Source organism: Marinococcus sp. LNHM3E3-2.2, from assembly GCF_056034385.1.
Genome location: NZ_JBQLIC010000001.1, coordinates 103,104 through 118,165 on the forward strand (window position 1 = coordinate 103,104; position 15,062 = coordinate 118,165).

Sequence of the window (15,062 nt, forward strand, 5' to 3'; positions counted from 1 at the left end):
TATATTACTGATTGTTGACGGATAAAACATGTGATAATCTATTAATTGTGAAATTTTTGAACAATTCACATCATAATAACAAAGCAGGAAATATACACGAATGATATTTATACAAAGACTGGAAATAATGACAGGAGTGACAGGAAAATGAAAGTAGCTAAATTTGGCGGAAGTTCTCTGGCAAGTGCAGAACAAATAAAAAAGGTGGCGGATATTGTAGCGACGGATGAAGACCGCAGGGTGGTAGTAGTATCTGCGCCTGGCAAAAGAAGCGGTGAAGATACGAAAGTAACAGATTTATTAATCGCCCTCGCCGAAGCCTGCCTGGAGAATTCCGGGGTGGAAGAGGCCAAAAACAGAGTACTGGAACGCTTCCGTAGTATTACAGCCGAATTGAACCTATCAGACGACATTATCGCAACTATTGAAAGTGATATTGAGGCCCGGATTCAGTTCAGCAAAAGTAACGAAGGACGTTTCGTTGACCAGATGAAAGCCGGCGGCGAAGATAATAACGCTAAGGTAGTGGCAAGGTATCTTCAAAGCATCGGCACTGTGGCCGAGTATGTTAATCCAAACGATGCCGGCCTGTTTGTAAGCGACACCCCCGGAAATGCCCAGGTGCTGAACGAGTCCTACGACCACATTTATAAGCTGCGCGAGCGCGAAGGAGTAGTAGTATTTCCAGGGTTCTTCGGCTATTCGAAAGAAGGGGATCTCGTCACCTTTTCCCGTGGAGGGTCGGATATTACCGGCTCCATTCTGGCTGCGGGAGTCCAGGCTGATCTTTACGAAAACTTCACAGATGTGGACTCGGTATTTGCGGCCAACCCGACAGTGGTGGACAGTCCTTGCGCGATCAAGCGGATGACCTACCGTGAAATGCGGGAGCTTTCCTATGCAGGATTCGCTGTTTTTCATGATGAGGCACTCATTCCGGCTTTTCGCAAAAAGATTCCGGTCTGCGTGAAAAACACAAATAATCCGCAGGGAAACGGGACGATGATCATTTCGGAACGGGAATATTCATTGAATCCAATTATCGGCATTGCGGCAGATAAAGGATTCGAAACTATCTACGTGCGCAAATACTTAATGAACAGAGAAGTAGGTTTTGGCCGCCGGCTGCTTGCGATTATTGAAGACGAAGGAGTTTCGTATGAGCACATGCCGTCAGGGATCGACGACACGTCCATCATTATCGAAGAAGGCCAGATGTCTAAAGAAAAAGAAGAGCGTATCATTGAGCGGATCATGAATGAACTCGATGCAGACGACGCTTACATTGAAAAAGGATACGCGATGATTATGCTCGTAGGCGAAGGCATGCATGAGACGGTGGGTGTAGCTGCCCGCGCGACCCGGGCATTCTCCGAAAAAGGCATTAACATTGAAATGATCAACCAGGGTTCATCTGAAGTGTCACTCAGTTTCGGGATTGCTGAAGGGCATGTTGATGAAGCCATCCGCGGTTTATATGAAGAATTTTTCAGCACGAAAGAAATACTGCAGTAAAAATAAAGAGGGCGGCCACGGGGCTGCCCTCTTTTGTACATAAAAAACTAATCCTTTTGTTTTTCTTTTAGAAGCTGTTTAATATCGCTCAGTTCGCTCTCCATGTGATCGAGCTGCTTCTGCAGCTTGTCTTCGCTTTCTTCGGCTTCCGCTTTTTCAACGTTGCTTACAATGACGCCGACAAACAGGTTAAACACAACAAACGTTCCGACGAGCACAAAGGAGACAAAATAAATCCAGCTTAATGGATTCGTTTCAGCGATTGGGCGCATGACTGCACTTGCCCACGACTCGAGGGTTACGACCTGAAAGAGTGTCAGTAAGGACTGGAAAATGTCCCCGAAATACTCAGGGGCCGTGTCACGATAAAGCATTGTGCCAATTACGGCATAGACGTAAAAAATGATGCTCATCAGAATCATAATATTCCCTAACGAAGGGATGGTGCGGAGCAGAGCGTCCACAAGACGCCGCAGGGAAGGAACAACTGTGATGGCCCGGAGCACCCGTAGGACCCGGAGTACCCGTAGGACGGTAATAAAAGCTGAACCAGCGAAAATGTGACCAGCTGCTACAATGAAGAAATCAAACCAGTTCCAGGGAGAACGGAAAAAACGATAGGAGGGGAAAACACCTAAAAACCGGATGATAACCTCGATGGTAAAAAGCCAGAGGAGTATGTAATTTAACACAGAAAACGTATTTTCGTAACGCCTGTATAAGGTTTCAGAGGTTTCAAGCCCGACGAGGAGTGCATTAAATAAAATAAGTGTCGTTACAACAGCAGTGAAAAACGGCTGATCCAAAATGACAGCTAAACGCTGCCGAAAACGGGTAAAGGTAGATATCTCGCTCATAGGTGGACTCCTTTAAAAAGATGTGAACCGCTTTGATTGTACAGAAAAAAATGGACGAAGAAAAGAAATAGCTGTGTAAGGAGGAATTATATGAACCCGGATGTCATTATTATTGGTGCCGGCCTCGCCGGATGGAGCGCGAACCGCGAGCTTGAAAAGCATGGCCTGCGCACTGTGGTTGCAGAAAAAAGCAGAGGGCTTGGCGGGAGAATGGCGACACGAAGATTGAACAACAGCCGTGCGGACCACGGGGCTCAGTTTTTCACTGCCAGAAGTCAGTCGATGAAAGAGACAGTAAAAGAATGGGAAGCGGCGGGGTACATACGTAATTGGAGCAACGGGTTTATTCAGCTCGAAAACCTTGAGCAGGAGCAGCATTTTCAGGGAGACGGTCACCCGAGATATGTTGGGCGGGCCGGGATGGCACCGCTGATGAAAAATTTATGGAAGGGAAAAACGATAGAAAAGGAAACAAAAATTACGACAATCGTGCCCGGGGAAGAAGGCTGGGTACTTCGTGCAGATACTAATCAAATGGAAGCGCGGGCGGTACTTTTAACTTCCCCGGTGCCGCAGTCCCTCGATATGCTGCAAAACGTTCCCGGAGAGCGCAGGTGGGAAGAGGATCTTTCTTCTGTCCGCTATGATCCGTGTTTATCCGTAATGATCGAATATGACGGGGAGAGTCCTCTTATGGCGCCGGGAGGCATCCAGACCAGGGACCCGAGAATTCAGTTTGTCGGCTGTAATCTTCAGAAAGGCATTTCTGATTCCTGCGTTCTAACCGTGCACGCTGAAGGTGAATGGTCAAGGGAGCACTGGGACGACACCGATGAAGTTTTTGCCGAAGAACTGACCCGTATTGCCGGGCCGCTTTTGGACCGCAAAAAAATAATGAAGATTCACCCGAAGCGATGGCGTTACGCGAAGCCGGTACATATGTATCCGGACCGTTCAAGGAGCTATGATTCGCCGTATCCACTTGCATTTGCAGGCGACGCGTTTGGAGAAGGGAAAGTGGAAGGAGCTGTTTTAAGCGGAAAGGATGCAGCATGGAAAATTATTTCGCTGCTGCAATAAAAAAGCAGGAGCCGGAGCCCGGTTCCTGCTTTTCTTTCATTTCTTTCATTAATCGCCAATGGAGCCTGATCGCTTTGAAGCTTCTTTCATGGCTTCTAAAAAATGCTTCTGGACTCTGTGTTTTTCAAGATGGGTGAAAGCCGCTTCCGTCACTCCATTTGGACTCAGTACTTCCTGATACAGTTCATGCGGTTTTTTGTCAGCATCGAGATAGCGAAAAGCCGCCCCTTCCATAGTGTGAGCGATAATATTTTTTGCTTCCTCCGGCTCAAAGCCGGATTCAGCTGCCATTGCCTCCATTGCTTCCAAAAAATAATAAAAATAGGCGGGACCGCTTCCGGCAATTGCAGTGAAACCGTCGATGTCCTGCTCGGAAATCGTGTGCACGCTCCCGACTACCTGGAATAGCGATTCCGCAAGATCAAGGTCCTCGTCAGTGGCATGGGTGCCTGCACATATAGCCGTTGTTGAGGCGCCGACGTGAGCGGAAGTGTTTGGCATCGAACGGACGACTGGCACCTCCTGTTCGACGAAGGATTCAAGATCACTTAAAGAAATACCGGCCAGGACGCTGATCAGGAGCTTATCTTTTGTCAGTTCGCCGGCAAATGACTGGACGACCGCTTCGGCGTCTTTTGGTTTGACGGCAAGAACGACGATGTCTGCCGCTTTTACAGCTTCTTTATTATCAGTTTTGACGTGGATGCCGTACTGCTCCTGCAATCGCTTCTGCTTATCCACAGACGATTTCACCGTTCCAAGGACGTTCGCCGGTTTGACCAGCTCATGACGCAGAAGTCCTGAAAATATAGCTTCTGCCATTGAGCCGGATCCGATAAATGCAATGGTTTTCTGCTGTAGGTTTGTTTTTGTCATCATTTGATCTGCCCATCTCCGTGAATTAAATATTTGTAGGAGGTGATTGCCTTCAGTCCCATTGGGCCGCGGGCATGCAGCTTCTGGGTGCTCACTCCAATCTCTGCCCCGAAGCCGAATTCAAATCCATCGGTGAAGCGGGTGGATGCGTTATGATAGAGAGCAGCCGCATCAATCTGCTGGAAAAACTTCCGTTTATTTTCCGCTGATTCTGTAACAATTGCTTCAGAGTGATACGTCGTGAACGTATTGATATGCTCGATGGCTTCTTCCGTATCCTCTACGGTCTTCACCGAAACGATCATATCCAGGTATTCGGTGTTCCAATCCTCATCAGTGGCGGGCTCCACATCGCCGTGCAGCTTTTGCACGCCGGCATCTCCGCGGATAGTCACTCCGTGTGCAAGCAATGCATGCACCAGTGATTCACCGTGGGTATTAAGCCAGGACTGGTGAACAAGAATGGTTTCAGCTGCATTGCAGACAGAAGGGCGCTGGGTTTTGGCGTTAACGGCAATCTGGACCGCTTTGTCGGCTTCGGCGGTTTCATCAATAAAAATGTGACAGTTGCCGACGCCGGTTTCAAGCACCGGCACGGTGGACTGATTCACTACAGTTTTTATTAAATTAGCACCTCCGCGCGGAATCAGCACATCCAGATAATCATTCATCTGAAACATTGTCGTGGCAGCTTCTCTTGACGTGTCGGAGGCAAGCTGCACTGCTTCCTTCGGAAGGGAGGTTTTTGCCAGTGCCTCCCATATAGCGTCCATGACCGCCTGGTTTGACTGAAAAGCGGAAGAGCTTCCGCGTAAAAGAACGCCGTTGCCGGTTTTTAAAGCAAGAGCGGCTGCGTCAGCCGTCACATTTGGACGGGCTTCGTAAATCATGCCGATCACGCCGAGCGGCACCCGGATGCTTTCCATTTTCAGGCCGTTCGGCCGGGTCCAGGATTCAATGGTTTCACCGATAGGATCTTCAAGAGAGGCGATCTGCCGGCAGCCATCAGCCATACCTGCGATGCGTCCCGAATCAAGCGTTAGACGGTCAAGGAGGGCGGGGGATAACCCATTCTTTCTGCCTGCTTCAAGGTCCTGGGCGTTCGCTTCAAGAATAAAAGGTTCTCTCGTTTCAAGTTCGTCGGCGATAAGTGCAAGTGCCTTGTTTTTTTCTTCGGTAGAAGCGACAGCCACACGTTTCGCTGCTTTTTTAGCTGCTTCTCCCTGCATCCGCATCTGGGTGCTGATTTGTGTTTGTTCCATGTTTATCTCTCCCTTACAGTAGTAATCCAGTTATCCCGGTGGATGACTTCTGATTTTGACGTTAATGTAAACGAGGCTGCTTCGGCCGAGGATTTTCCTTTAACAGCCTGCAGCTCCTTGGCACTCATGTTCACCTGTCCCCGTCCGAGCAGCTGGTCCTTCTGGTCATACACATCGACCACATTTCCGGGGGAAAAGTGGCCCTGGACATCGACGATGCCGGCAGGGAGCAGGCTTTTTCCCGAGCGAAGCAGCGCTTTTGCCGCTCCATCGTCAACTGTTAAGGCGCCGGCAGTAACAGAGTGGAGGCCGATCCACTGTTTTTTATTGTTTATTACATCTCCGCCGGGCACCCCTATATAGGTGCCGTCCCCTTTGCCGCTGAGGACGTCTTCGAGTCGGTGGCCGCTGCCGAGTCTGCCGACAAATACCCGGGTGCCGAGGCGGATGGCTGTGCCGGCTGCTTTTAGCTTGGACCTCATACCACCGGTACCGACAGAGGAGCTGGATTCACCGGCCTGATCCATTAGGTCGCTCGTGATGGACGGGATGAAATGATATTTTTTGGCTTCTGGATCTTCGTTTGGGTTCTTATCGTAAATGCCGTTGATATCTGTTAATATCAGCAGTGTATCTGCATGCACAAGTCCAGCTACAAGTGCTGACAGCATGTCATTATCCCCAAACGTAAGTTCATCGACAGCGATAGAGTCATTTTCGTTAATAATGGGAAGCACCTGGCGGTGAAGGAGCTCGGTAATAGTAGAGTGAGCATTCTGGTACTGGCTGTGATTGGCAAAATTTTCACGGGTCAAAAGCAGCTGGCCGCAAGCGATATTTACTCTGCTGAATTCTTCGTTATACGCCTGCATCAGCTGGCTCTGCCCGACAGCAGCGGCAGCCTGTTTACCGGCAGTCGTAACCGGACGGGACGGATAGCCAAGGTCGTAAAAGCCGGCAGCTACGGCCCCGGAGCTGATCAAAATAACTTCGTTTCCTGCCTGCCGCAGCCGGATGATTTCATCTGCATACTGCTTCAGCTTTTCCCTGCTTAAGCTTCCCTGCTGATTCGTTAAAGAGCTGCTCCCGATTTTAACTACGACCCGTTCTTTTTTCATTGGAACCACCTGTCTTATTCGTTCTGATTGCATATAAAAAACCCCTTCGCCTGTAAAAGGACGAAAGAGTTATCCGCGGTACCACCTTTAGTTGAAAAGACTGCGTCTTTTCCGCTCATGTCCATTAACGCAGGACCGCGTCCTAAAGGAAGCTCACGGACAGGTTCAGGCAAAACAAATTCCGGCATAGCTTTCAGCTCGTGGCTATGCTCTCTGTCGGTGCTTTGTCCTACTATTTCCGTTTCACAGCTTTTGTACTATTCAGCTTATTTGTGATTACTATTATGTAAAGTGCCAGGTAGTTTGTCAAGTTTTAATACGTCTGGGAGGAAGATTAGTTGAAAACAATTATATTAACAGGAGCAAGCAGCGGTATTGGCAGAAAAACGGCAGAAAAGCTCGTGCAAAACGGAGAGACGGTAATAGGTATCGGAAGGAACACGGAGCAGCTGCAGGCAGCAGAAGAAGAGTGGAAGGGGTATCCCGGGAAGTTTGCAGCCTGGACGATGGATGTTGGGGTAACAGAAAACGCGGCAAAAAAAATGAAAAAAATCACTGGTATATACGGAAGCCCGGACGTCCTCATTAATAACGCCGGTACAGGGAAGTTTGGGGAACTGGAGCAGCTGAGCATAAAGGACTGGGAGCAGATGATAGATACAAATGTAAAAGGAAACATCGCCATTACTCAGGCGCTGCTTCCTGAATTAAAACAGACGGGCGGACATATCGTTTTCACAGGCTCAACCGCAGGGATTATAGGCACACCCAAAGCGACCGTTTACGCCGCAAGCAAACGTGCTGTGCTTGGATTCGCCGAAGCGCTGCGCCTGGAGACGGCCGGAACGGGGGTGCGGGTTTCGGTATTAAATACCGGGCCGGTGAGAACTGATTTTCATGACCGCGCAGATCCGAGCGGGAAGTATAAGCGTTCGGTTGAACAGATAGCCCTATCCTCCGAAAAAGTAGCCGGGCAGCTGGTGAAGCTGCTGGAGAAGCCGAAGCGCACGGTGTTTATGCCCCGGTGGATGAAAGTCCTCAGTACACTGTACCAGCTATGGCCGTCAGCAGTAGAAAAAATTGGACGCAGGCAGTTTCACCGCAAATGATTACTGCTGTCGTTCCAGAGCGGCAAAGGATAGGCCGCTGATCGATTCAAATACATGAATGCCACTCATGGTAACGGCCATCGTACTGGCCCCCGGGAACACGGAATCTCCGCAGAACCATACGTTTTCAAGCGGGCTCCGGTGGGACAACGGCTGAAAAAACGTGTTTTTCCTCGTCTGCGGGAAGCCGCCAACCATGCCGCGGGGCCGTTTAATATAGCGTTCCCAGGCGTGCGGAGCTCCGGGCAGGACCCGCTCCGGCTCGACAGGCAGGCCTGCTTCCTGAATTTTTTCCACTAGCGCCAGGGCAGCTGCTGACTTTTTTTCGTCATACAAGGACAAATCCTCCCAGTATTCGGGCGGTGTGTGAGTAGAGACGGTAAACGTACGCTCACCTTCGGGGGCCCGGAGACGATCATCCGGCGATGATAATGAATAAAATAAATGGCTTGAAATGCCGGGAAGCTTCTGATCCCAGAGCAGCTGGTGAAACAGTGCTGCGGGGGGCTCTGACGGCTTACAGACACCGTACATGGAAAAAGTACTCCAGATCGGCGTTTCGGATTTGGTCTGCCAGCGCCTGGTGAACTGTTTTCGCTCTTCGGGCTGAAACAGCGGGAGAGCGGTCTGAACAGGGATGTTCAGCACCAGATGATCGGCTCGTGTCTTTCGCTCCCGGTGGTCAATAACCGTCCATGTGCCGTCGTCATTCCTTTCTACAGCCTGAATGCGGCGGCGTTTTTGCATAGAAGCCCCGTGACGTTCGCCGGCTTCTTTTAACTGTTCGGCCATACGGTACAATCCGCCGTATACATAGGAAGCGCCCTGATGGTATAAATCGAGGGCGTACAGTCCAAGCAGGGCAGGGGCGTGGCGGCTGCTTGTCTGCAGGCTGTCCAGGAGCTGCCCGTCGATATACCGATGCACTTCGGTGTCGTGCAGACGGTAGTGCCGCAGCACATCCTCGGTGGAGGCAGCGAGCCAGCGGACAGCACCGAGGATTCCGGGCCGCAGTGCCCGCACAGAACGAATGAAATCAGCGGGCTTTTGCATTGGAAGAACCGGAAGACGGTGGATCAGCTTCCGGAGCTCTTCCCCAACCCGGAAAATATAGCGGTATAACGAGCGAATACTGGCTGCCGAGGATGGGAACAACCTGCAGAGAGTATCGATATGCTTTTCCCGGGAAGAGTAAAGAGGCAGAGTAAAAGAAGGAGCGTGAACCTGCATAATGGTCTCTAGGCTCTCATGTTTTGGAATTGGCTCTCCGAGGTGGCTGAAAACCCGGTGATGAAGCCCGTCCGGCTGCTGCAGACCGAGGCCGAGAGTGGCACCGACAGGAAAAAGGTGCGGTTTGTGTGTGAACTTGCCGGCGCAGCCGCCCCATTCATTGGAAGCTTCAAACAAAGTGACGTCACAGTGGTGGCGGGCGAGCAGGGCGGCTGTTGTAAGCCCGCCGAAGCCTCCTCCGATAACAATTACAGATGGTCGGTTCATGTTACTCCTCCTAGACAGCATTGCCCTTTTTTCTCCTGACATGCTAGACTTAACGAAAATCACGCGAAAGGATGTGCTTTCATGCATCAGCCGAGAATTGGCATAGCCGTTTGGATTAAATCTGTCAAACAGGCGAGACAGCTGAGAAAGTACGGATTAGTGCACTACGTTTCCAAACAAATGAAATACGCGGTAATATATGTGGATCAGGAAAATGTGGATACGGCTATAAGCCAAATTGGAAATCTCGGTTTTGTGGAAAGGGTGGAGCGTTCGGAAAAACCATTTATTCCGCTAGAATACCACAAGGTCGAAAAAGAAAGCCAACCGCAGGATGACAGCATAGGAATATAAATAAGCCACCTTTTATTGTTCGAAGGGAAACGCTGTTTTATAATAAGGGAGGCAGAAAGAAGGGACCTCTCTCATGGTAAGATGGAGAAAAAATTTATATATATTAATGGCTGCCCAATTTTTCGTAATGGCAGCCATGACGATGATCGTTCCATTCCTGCCGCTGTATCTGCAGGAACTTGGAGTGACAGACCCTGGGCAGATAAGTATCTGGTCAGGTGTTATTTTTGGCGTCAATTTTTTAACGGCTTTTTTATTTGCCCCGCTCTGGGGTAAAATTGCAGACAGACAGGGCCGTAAGCTGATGGTGCTTCGTTCCGGCTTCGGTATGGCAATCGTAATGGTACTGATGGGGTTTGCCACCGGTCCGTGGAGTTTGTTTTTTCTGAGAATGCTGAACGGGACCATCAGCGGTTTTATTCCGGCTTCGATCGCGCTCGTGTCCACGAACACACCGAAGGAATATGTGGGGCGTGCGCTCGGTATGCTGCAGTCGGGCACGGTGGCAGGAACGATCTGCGGTCCGCTGATCGGCGGCCTGCTTGCAGACGCGTTTGGCTTCCGGGCTATATTTAACATTACCGGACTAGGCATCGCCGTAGCCGCGGTTGCCGTTTTGTTTTTAGTGAAGGAAGATTTCGAGAAGCCGGAGCAGGCGGAGAAAACGAAAACGAGTGATGATTTCAAAAGGATTGCAGGCGTACAGCCTATGATCCCTCTGTATACCGTTATTTTTCTTGTGCAGTTCGCGCTGATCGGAGTGAATCCGCTCATTTCCGTGTTTGTTGGAGAGCTGAGCGGCAGAGAGGAAAATGCTTTTTACGCTGGTCTGGCTGTGGCCTCCCTGGGGGTGGCGAACATGCTTGCTTCGCCAAAGCTTGGTAAACTCAGCGATACGAAGGGGGCGCAATATGTGCTGTTCGGTTCGTTAATCGGTGCAGTGCTCCTTTCTATACCGCAGGCCTTCGTAACAAACCTTTGGCAGCTGATTGCTGCACGTTTTTTTGTTGGTTTGTGTCTCGGCGGCCTTCTGCCGGCGGCTAACACGTTAATACGCCAGCTGTCCCCGAAGGGAATGGAAAGCAGGGCGTACGGCTTTTCCAATAGCTTTTTGTTTCTTGGAAACATGCTTGGACCAGCCGCAGGAGGGCTGATCAGCGCCGCTCTTGGTATGCGCGGTTTGTTTTTAATCAGCGCCGCAATACTGGGGGCTGCTGTCTTTGTCATGTATACAAAAGTGATTCCAAAGCTGGCGCAGCGCACAGAATTATAGAGTGAGGCGAAACGTATGAGAGTGATAGCAGGGGAACTTAAAGGACGGAGGCTGAAGGCTGTGCCGGGAACCGGCACAAGGCCGACGTCAGATAAAGTAAAAGAGGCATTGTTTCATAAGCTGGGCCCCTTTTTTTCTGAGGAGGAAACGGTCCTTGATCTGTTCGCCGGAACCGGGAACCTCGGAATTGAGGCGCTCAGCAGAGGCTGCAGTTCAGCTGTTTTTGTTGACAAAGCCCAGAACGCGGTCAGGACCATCCGGGCCAATATTGACGCTTTTGCGCTTGGTGCCCGGACAGAGGTTTACCGTTCAGAAGCGTCTAAAGCCCTGGATCGTCTTGAGGCCCGGGGGCGGCAGTTCGATTTGATTTTTTTTGATCCTCCTTACGCAGAAGAAAAAGCAGAGCAGCTGGTGAAAAAAGTACTGGACTGCTCTATGCTAAAAGAAGACGGCATGCTTATATGGGAGCATGCCACGGCGAAATCGGCAGCGTTTGACGGACGTCTGTCTGTATTTGCAGAAAAAAATTATGGTGATACCACACTTACAATATTGCAGCTGACAGGAGGCGCTAAGAATGGCGAATAAAGCAATTTATCCAGGAAGCTTTGACCCGGTCACCAACGGCCATCTGGATATTATCGAACGGGCGTACAATGTATTTGACCATGTGGTAGTGGCAGTACTGCATAACCGGAAAAAAGAACCGTTCTTTTCCATTGACCAGCGGGTGAAGCTGATAGAAGAATCAGTCAAGCATATGCCAGGGGTGGAAGTAGATGCTTTTCACGGACTTTTAGTGGATTATGTGAAAGAAATAAAAGCTGATACGATCGTAAGAGGCCTCCGGGCGGTGTCTGATTTTGAATATGAAATGCAGGCAGCGTCAATAAATAGAAAACTCGAGCCTGGGGTGGAGACATTTTTTATGATGACAAATCACCAGTACTCTTATCTGAGCTCGAGTATTGTAAAAGAAGTAGCGGAATACGGAGCGGATGTATCCGGGCTTGTGCCTGCGCACGTGGAAGATGCGCTCAGAAAACAGTTTGAGAAGAAAAACCGTGGGTAGAAGTGCGATTCATTGCAATTCCCCTTCCATCCTTCGTATGATGAATAATAATTGTTTATAAAGGATGAAGAACATGTATCGCACCGGAAGCAGGAAAATGCGGCGGATTATTACTGCAGCTGTCATAGCAGCTGTGGTGCTTATATTAACCCAGGTGCCTCTCCCGTACTATTATATACAGCCAGGCTCGGCAGCCAGTTTGTCCCCGGTGGTCGAAGTGGAGCAGGGGGCGGAGGAATCCGGCGAAATGTATTTAACGACTGTTTTTCAACAGGGTGCTACACCTGCACTTGCTTTATGGTCAGTATTTTCTCCTTACCGAGAGCTTTCTCCAAAAACCTCCTACCAATTTGAAGATGAAAGTGAGGAGGAATTTTTTGAACGCCAGCGTCAGGTAATGGAAAGCTCCCAGGAATCTGCAGAAATAGCAGCGTATGAAGCGGCCGGGAAGACCGTCAGTGTAGAGTACCAGGGAGTAAGGGCTTCGGACTTTATCGACGGAATGGACGCGGCAGAAAAGCTGGAGGAGGGCGACCTGATCCAGGCGGTCAATGGCACAGATATCCAGACGCTTGAGGAATTAAACAGTGAGATTGCAAATGTGGAAACAGGAGAAAAAGCAACCATCACTTTCCAGCGTAATAATAAGCAGATGGAGGCGGAGGTTGCAGTGGAATCGTTTCCGGCATCGACCGGGGAGGAGGAAAACTCCGGTCTTGGAATACTGTACCCCTATACGGAAAGAACCGTCTCGCTTGATCCGGAGGTTACAATCGACGCAGGATCTATCGGAGGACCTTCCGCGGGTCTGATGTTTGCACTTGAAGTATACAATCAGCTCACAGAAGAAGATCTTACAGGCGGCGAGAAAATTGCTGGTACCGGCACTATTGATGAACAGGGTGGTGTCGGCCCGATTGGCGGAATAGATAAAAAAATTGTTGCGGCGGATAAAGAAGATATAGATGTCTTTTTTGCGCCCGCATCAGACATGGCTTCGCCGTCCAATTATGAAATTGCCAGACAGACGGCGGAGAATATTGGGTCAGATATGGAAATCGTACCAGTGGAGACGCTCGACGAAGCTTTAAACTACCTGAAAAACGACCTGAAATTAGCTGAAAGCAAACCTTAAAAAAGCAGCAGGGGCGGGAGGTCGTAATCCTTCCGCCATTCTTTCTGTCTTTCAGCAGGCGGAAGTAAAAGCGCATAAGCATTATCAGCCCGTTCGCCGATTGCCAGCTGCGGCGTTTTTTTACTGCTCATTTTCGTATAAAGAGGAACGGATATATGTTTTTTTGCCTGGTTTAAATAGAATCTTCCCTGCTCATTCATGCCCAGAACCCGGATGTGATCAACATTTCGCCCATCAGAGGCGGCAGAGGCTTCATCTTTTGTCAGGCCGGTTAATATATGCACAGCGGTACGCTGAAGGCGTGTCAAAGTATAACGCTTTGTTTTTACGAGGTGCAGCCACTGGTCGAAAGCGGCTGCTTCTTTCATCAGCCGTTTCATGCGGTTATGAAGACCCTCTGACATATCATAGTGGGAAGCGAGCTCTGTGTCGGAGGCAGCTACCACCTTGGCCTGCAGAACAGCAAAATAATCCTCCCAAAACCGCAGGTGTGGGAGTCGGGTAAGAATGCGCCTGGAGGCTTCGGGGATAAATGAACTGATCTCTTCCCCGCGCTGAAGCATCTGCCGGAGGCTGGTGGCGCTTGCGATAGACGAGTCCTGTGGAGAAACGTCGTGATAGGAAGCGCCTTTTCGTTTGACGGTGTCGATCCGGAGCTCCGGGTAAGCCTGGGCTGCAGCTTTTGTATAATGGAAGCCGAGAATATTGTTTGGCTGGCTTAAGTCCGGCAGGGAGCCCGGAGCCTCCAAGTCTCTGTAGGCGAGTTCGTTAGCTTTAGCATAGCTGCATCCTCCCTGAATATGAAAGCGGACGCGTTCATCAAAACGGTCCCGGTGCGCGTAAAGAAAATCGACAAGCTTTATAAATGGAGCGGATTCTCCGTGCTCGCTGCCGAAGTTTAAATCGGTAACACCGAGCTCTCTACAGATGGAAACAGCCCCGGCAGCAAATATATCAGCATGCTGGCAGGCAAACATATAAGGAAGCTCGATAACAAGATCAGCCCCGCTCGAGATCGCCATTTCAGCCCGTTCTCTTTTAGGGACGAGAGCAGGTTCGCCCCTTTGAAGAAAAGGGCCGCTCATAATACATACGATCGCATCGGCCTTGCTCTGGACCGCAGCCTGTTTGAGATGATACAGGTGGCCGTTATGAAAAGGATTGTATTCGACAACCACTCCTAGAACATTCATTATAAGTCCGCCTTTCAAGTAGGGTATTTCGGGAGATATCGCTTTTCACGTTTCTTTATTCATGATACGATGTTTTTCGAGAGTTCAAAAGGGTTTACTGTAAAGAAAAAATGTTGACAAAGAACGTTACGATGGATATAATTACTCTTGTTGTCTGGAGGTGGATCCGATGAAATGGGGTATCCAGCAGTTACTTTCAAAGAAGCACGAACAGTCGTTTAACATCGAAGATGAAGCAGATGTTTCAGAGATGATTGAACGCGATAAAGAGTTACGGGATATCAGTGCTGTGCATGTGCAGGGCGAAGGGACAATCGTTGAAGAAACCTTTCAAGTACACCTGCGGTTAACAGGAACGATGATACTTCCATGTGCGCGCACGCTCGCGGACGTCCATCATCCGTTTGATGTGGAAATGTTTGAAGCATTTCGGCTGGATGGAATGCCTGCGGACGAAGAAAACATTAATGAACACGAGCCAGAAGATGGTTTTGTCGATCTTCTCCCATATATTAAAGAAAACATTTTCCTTGAAATGCCGTTCAGAGTCTTCGCGAAAGAGGGGGACGGTGAGCCGCTTGCTCCTCAGAGCGGAGATAACTGGCGGGTAATCTCGGAGGATGAATTAATAAAGGAACGGGAGCAGGAAGCTCCTAAAGTTGATCCGAGAATGGCTGATTTATCGAAGTATTTCGATAAAGGCTCCAGCTGATCCAAAATC

Annotated in this window: 15 protein-coding genes and 1 other annotated feature; of the genes, 9 read left to right on the plus strand and 6 right to left on the minus strand. The window is 49.6% G+C overall.

The features are described from left to right. Positions 1–147 precede the first annotated feature (147 nt). Positions 148–1,515 carry an aspartate kinase gene (locus ACTRXF_RS00595; RefSeq protein WP_474277219.1) on the plus strand — a complete coding sequence of 456 codons (1,368 nt, stop codon included), beginning with the start codon at positions 148–150 and terminating at the stop codon, positions 1,513–1,515. Between the two features lie 47 nt (positions 1,516–1,562). Here ACTRXF_RS00595 and ACTRXF_RS00600 read toward each other — a convergent pair whose 3' ends face one another. Beyond that, positions 1,563–2,372 (minus strand): ion transporter, encoded by an 810-nt coding sequence (locus ACTRXF_RS00600; protein ID WP_474277221.1) that lies wholly within the window; start codon positions 2,370–2,372, stop codon positions 1,563–1,565. 90 nt (positions 2,373–2,462) lie between these two features. Between ACTRXF_RS00600 and ACTRXF_RS00605 the strand changes: the two genes are divergently transcribed. Beyond that, positions 2,463–3,452, plus strand: a complete 990-nt coding sequence (locus tag ACTRXF_RS00605) for an NAD(P)/FAD-dependent oxidoreductase (RefSeq protein WP_474277223.1) — start codon at positions 2,463–2,465, stop codon at positions 3,450–3,452. A gap of 48 nt (positions 3,453–3,500) precedes the next feature. On the opposite strand, the gene proC is transcribed toward ACTRXF_RS00605, so the two are convergent. From proC to proB, 3 genes are read right to left on the minus strand one after another with little or no spacing between them, the layout of a single operon-like run. Then, a complete protein-coding gene (gene proC, locus ACTRXF_RS00610; protein ID WP_474277225.1) occupies positions 3,501–4,331 on the minus strand; it encodes a pyrroline-5-carboxylate reductase in 831 nt (276 codons plus the stop codon). Beyond that, positions 4,328–5,590 (minus strand): glutamate-5-semialdehyde dehydrogenase, encoded by a 1,263-nt coding sequence (locus ACTRXF_RS00615; protein WP_474277227.1) that lies wholly within the window; start codon positions 5,588–5,590, stop codon positions 4,328–4,330. The genes proC and ACTRXF_RS00615 overlap by 4 nt, the downstream gene beginning before the upstream one ends. Positions 5,591–5,592: 2 nt before the next feature. After that, positions 5,593–6,708 carry a glutamate 5-kinase gene (gene proB, locus ACTRXF_RS00620; RefSeq protein WP_474260824.1) on the minus strand — a complete coding sequence of 372 codons (1,116 nt, stop codon included), beginning with the start codon at positions 6,706–6,708 and terminating at the stop codon, positions 5,593–5,595. Positions 6,709–6,761: 53 nt separating this feature from the next. After that, positions 6,762–6,964, minus strand: a binding site (T-box leader). Between the two features lie 82 nt (positions 6,965–7,046). Between proB and ACTRXF_RS00625 the strand changes: the two genes are divergently transcribed. Further along, positions 7,047–7,817, plus strand: a complete 771-nt coding sequence (locus ACTRXF_RS00625) for an SDR family NAD(P)-dependent oxidoreductase (RefSeq protein ID WP_474277229.1) — start codon at positions 7,047–7,049, stop codon at positions 7,815–7,817. On the opposite strand, the gene ACTRXF_RS00630 is transcribed toward ACTRXF_RS00625, so the two are convergent. Further along, a complete protein-coding gene (locus ACTRXF_RS00630; RefSeq protein ID WP_474277231.1) occupies positions 7,818–9,314 on the minus strand; it encodes a phytoene desaturase family protein in 1,497 nt (498 codons plus the stop codon). It abuts the gene before it with no gap. 81 nt (positions 9,315–9,395) lie between these two features. Here ACTRXF_RS00630 and ACTRXF_RS00635 point away from each other — a divergent pair, with 81 nt between their 5' ends. From ACTRXF_RS00635 to ACTRXF_RS00655, 5 genes are all read left to right on the plus strand, one after another. Continuing rightward, a complete protein-coding gene (locus ACTRXF_RS00635) occupies positions 9,396–9,668 on the plus strand; it encodes a YlbG family protein (protein ID WP_474260356.1) in 273 nt (90 codons plus the stop codon). A 73-nt stretch (positions 9,669–9,741) separates the two neighbouring features. Continuing rightward, complete coding sequence (locus tag ACTRXF_RS00640) at positions 9,742–10,941, plus strand: MFS transporter (protein WP_474277233.1); 1,200 nt, start codon at positions 9,742–9,744, stop codon at positions 10,939–10,941. 15 nt (positions 10,942–10,956) lie between these two features. Then, positions 10,957–11,529: a 16S rRNA (guanine(966)-N(2))-methyltransferase RsmD gene (rsmD, locus tag ACTRXF_RS00645; protein ID WP_474260360.1), complete on the plus strand. Its 573-nt coding sequence runs from the start codon at positions 10,957–10,959 to the stop codon at positions 11,527–11,529. After that, positions 11,519–12,013, plus strand: a complete 495-nt coding sequence (gene coaD, locus ACTRXF_RS00650; RefSeq protein ID WP_474260363.1) for a pantetheine-phosphate adenylyltransferase — start codon at positions 11,519–11,521, stop codon at positions 12,011–12,013. Before rsmD ends, coaD begins: the two co-directional genes overlap by 11 nt. A gap of 73 nt (positions 12,014–12,086) precedes the next feature. Continuing rightward, positions 12,087–13,148, plus strand: coding sequence for a SepM family pheromone-processing serine protease (locus ACTRXF_RS00655; RefSeq protein WP_474277235.1), 1,062 nt, complete (start codon positions 12,087–12,089; stop codon positions 13,146–13,148). Here ACTRXF_RS00655 and ACTRXF_RS00660 read toward each other — a convergent pair. Further along, complete coding sequence (locus ACTRXF_RS00660; protein WP_474277237.1) at positions 13,145–14,341, minus strand: nucleotidyltransferase; 1,197 nt, start codon at positions 14,339–14,341, stop codon at positions 13,145–13,147. The genes ACTRXF_RS00655 and ACTRXF_RS00660 overlap by 4 nt on opposite strands. Positions 14,342–14,510: 169 nt before the next feature. Between ACTRXF_RS00660 and ACTRXF_RS00665 the strand changes: the two genes are divergently transcribed. After that, positions 14,511–15,053 (plus strand): YceD family protein, encoded by a 543-nt coding sequence (locus ACTRXF_RS00665; RefSeq protein WP_474277239.1) that lies wholly within the window; start codon positions 14,511–14,513, stop codon positions 15,051–15,053. The last annotated feature ends 9 nt before the right edge of the window (positions 15,054–15,062 follow it).

Excerpts from the sequence above, each read along its gene's own strand:
- ACTRXF_RS00595 (WP_474277219.1), top strand. The coding sequence starts at position 148 with ATGAAAGTAGCTAAATTTGGCGGAAGTTCTCTGGCAAGTGCAGAACAA.
- ACTRXF_RS00600 (WP_474277221.1), bottom strand. The coding sequence starts at position 2,372 with ATGAGCGAGATATCTACCTTTACCCGTTTTCGGCAGCGTTTAGCTGTC.
- ACTRXF_RS00605 (WP_474277223.1), top strand. The coding sequence starts at position 2,463 with ATGAACCCGGATGTCATTATTATTGGTGCCGGCCTCGCCGGATGGAGC.
- proC (WP_474277225.1), bottom strand. The coding sequence starts at position 4,331 with ATGATGACAAAAACAAACCTACAGCAGAAAACCATTGCATTTATCGGA.
- ACTRXF_RS00615 (WP_474277227.1), bottom strand. The coding sequence starts at position 5,590 with ATGGAACAAACACAAATCAGCACCCAGATGCGGATGCAGGGAGAAGCA.
- proB (WP_474260824.1), bottom strand. The coding sequence starts at position 6,708 with ATGAAAAAAGAACGGGTCGTAGTTAAAATCGGGAGCAGCTCTTTAACG.
- ACTRXF_RS00630 (WP_474277231.1), bottom strand. The coding sequence starts at position 9,314 with ATGAACCGACCATCTGTAATTGTTATCGGAGGAGGCTTCGGCGGGCTT.
- ACTRXF_RS00635 (WP_474260356.1), top strand. The coding sequence starts at position 9,396 with ATGCATCAGCCGAGAATTGGCATAGCCGTTTGGATTAAATCTGTCAAA.
- ACTRXF_RS00640 (WP_474277233.1), top strand. The coding sequence starts at position 9,742 with ATGGTAAGATGGAGAAAAAATTTATATATATTAATGGCTGCCCAATTT.
- rsmD (WP_474260360.1), top strand. The coding sequence starts at position 10,957 with ATGAGAGTGATAGCAGGGGAACTTAAAGGACGGAGGCTGAAGGCTGTG.
- coaD (WP_474260363.1), top strand. The coding sequence starts at position 11,519 with ATGGCGAATAAAGCAATTTATCCAGGAAGCTTTGACCCGGTCACCAAC.
- ACTRXF_RS00655 (WP_474277235.1), top strand. The coding sequence starts at position 12,087 with ATGTATCGCACCGGAAGCAGGAAAATGCGGCGGATTATTACTGCAGCT.
- ACTRXF_RS00660 (WP_474277237.1), bottom strand. The coding sequence starts at position 14,341 with ATGAATGTTCTAGGAGTGGTTGTCGAATACAATCCTTTTCATAACGGC.
- ACTRXF_RS00665 (WP_474277239.1), top strand. The coding sequence starts at position 14,511 with ATGAAATGGGGTATCCAGCAGTTACTTTCAAAGAAGCACGAACAGTCG.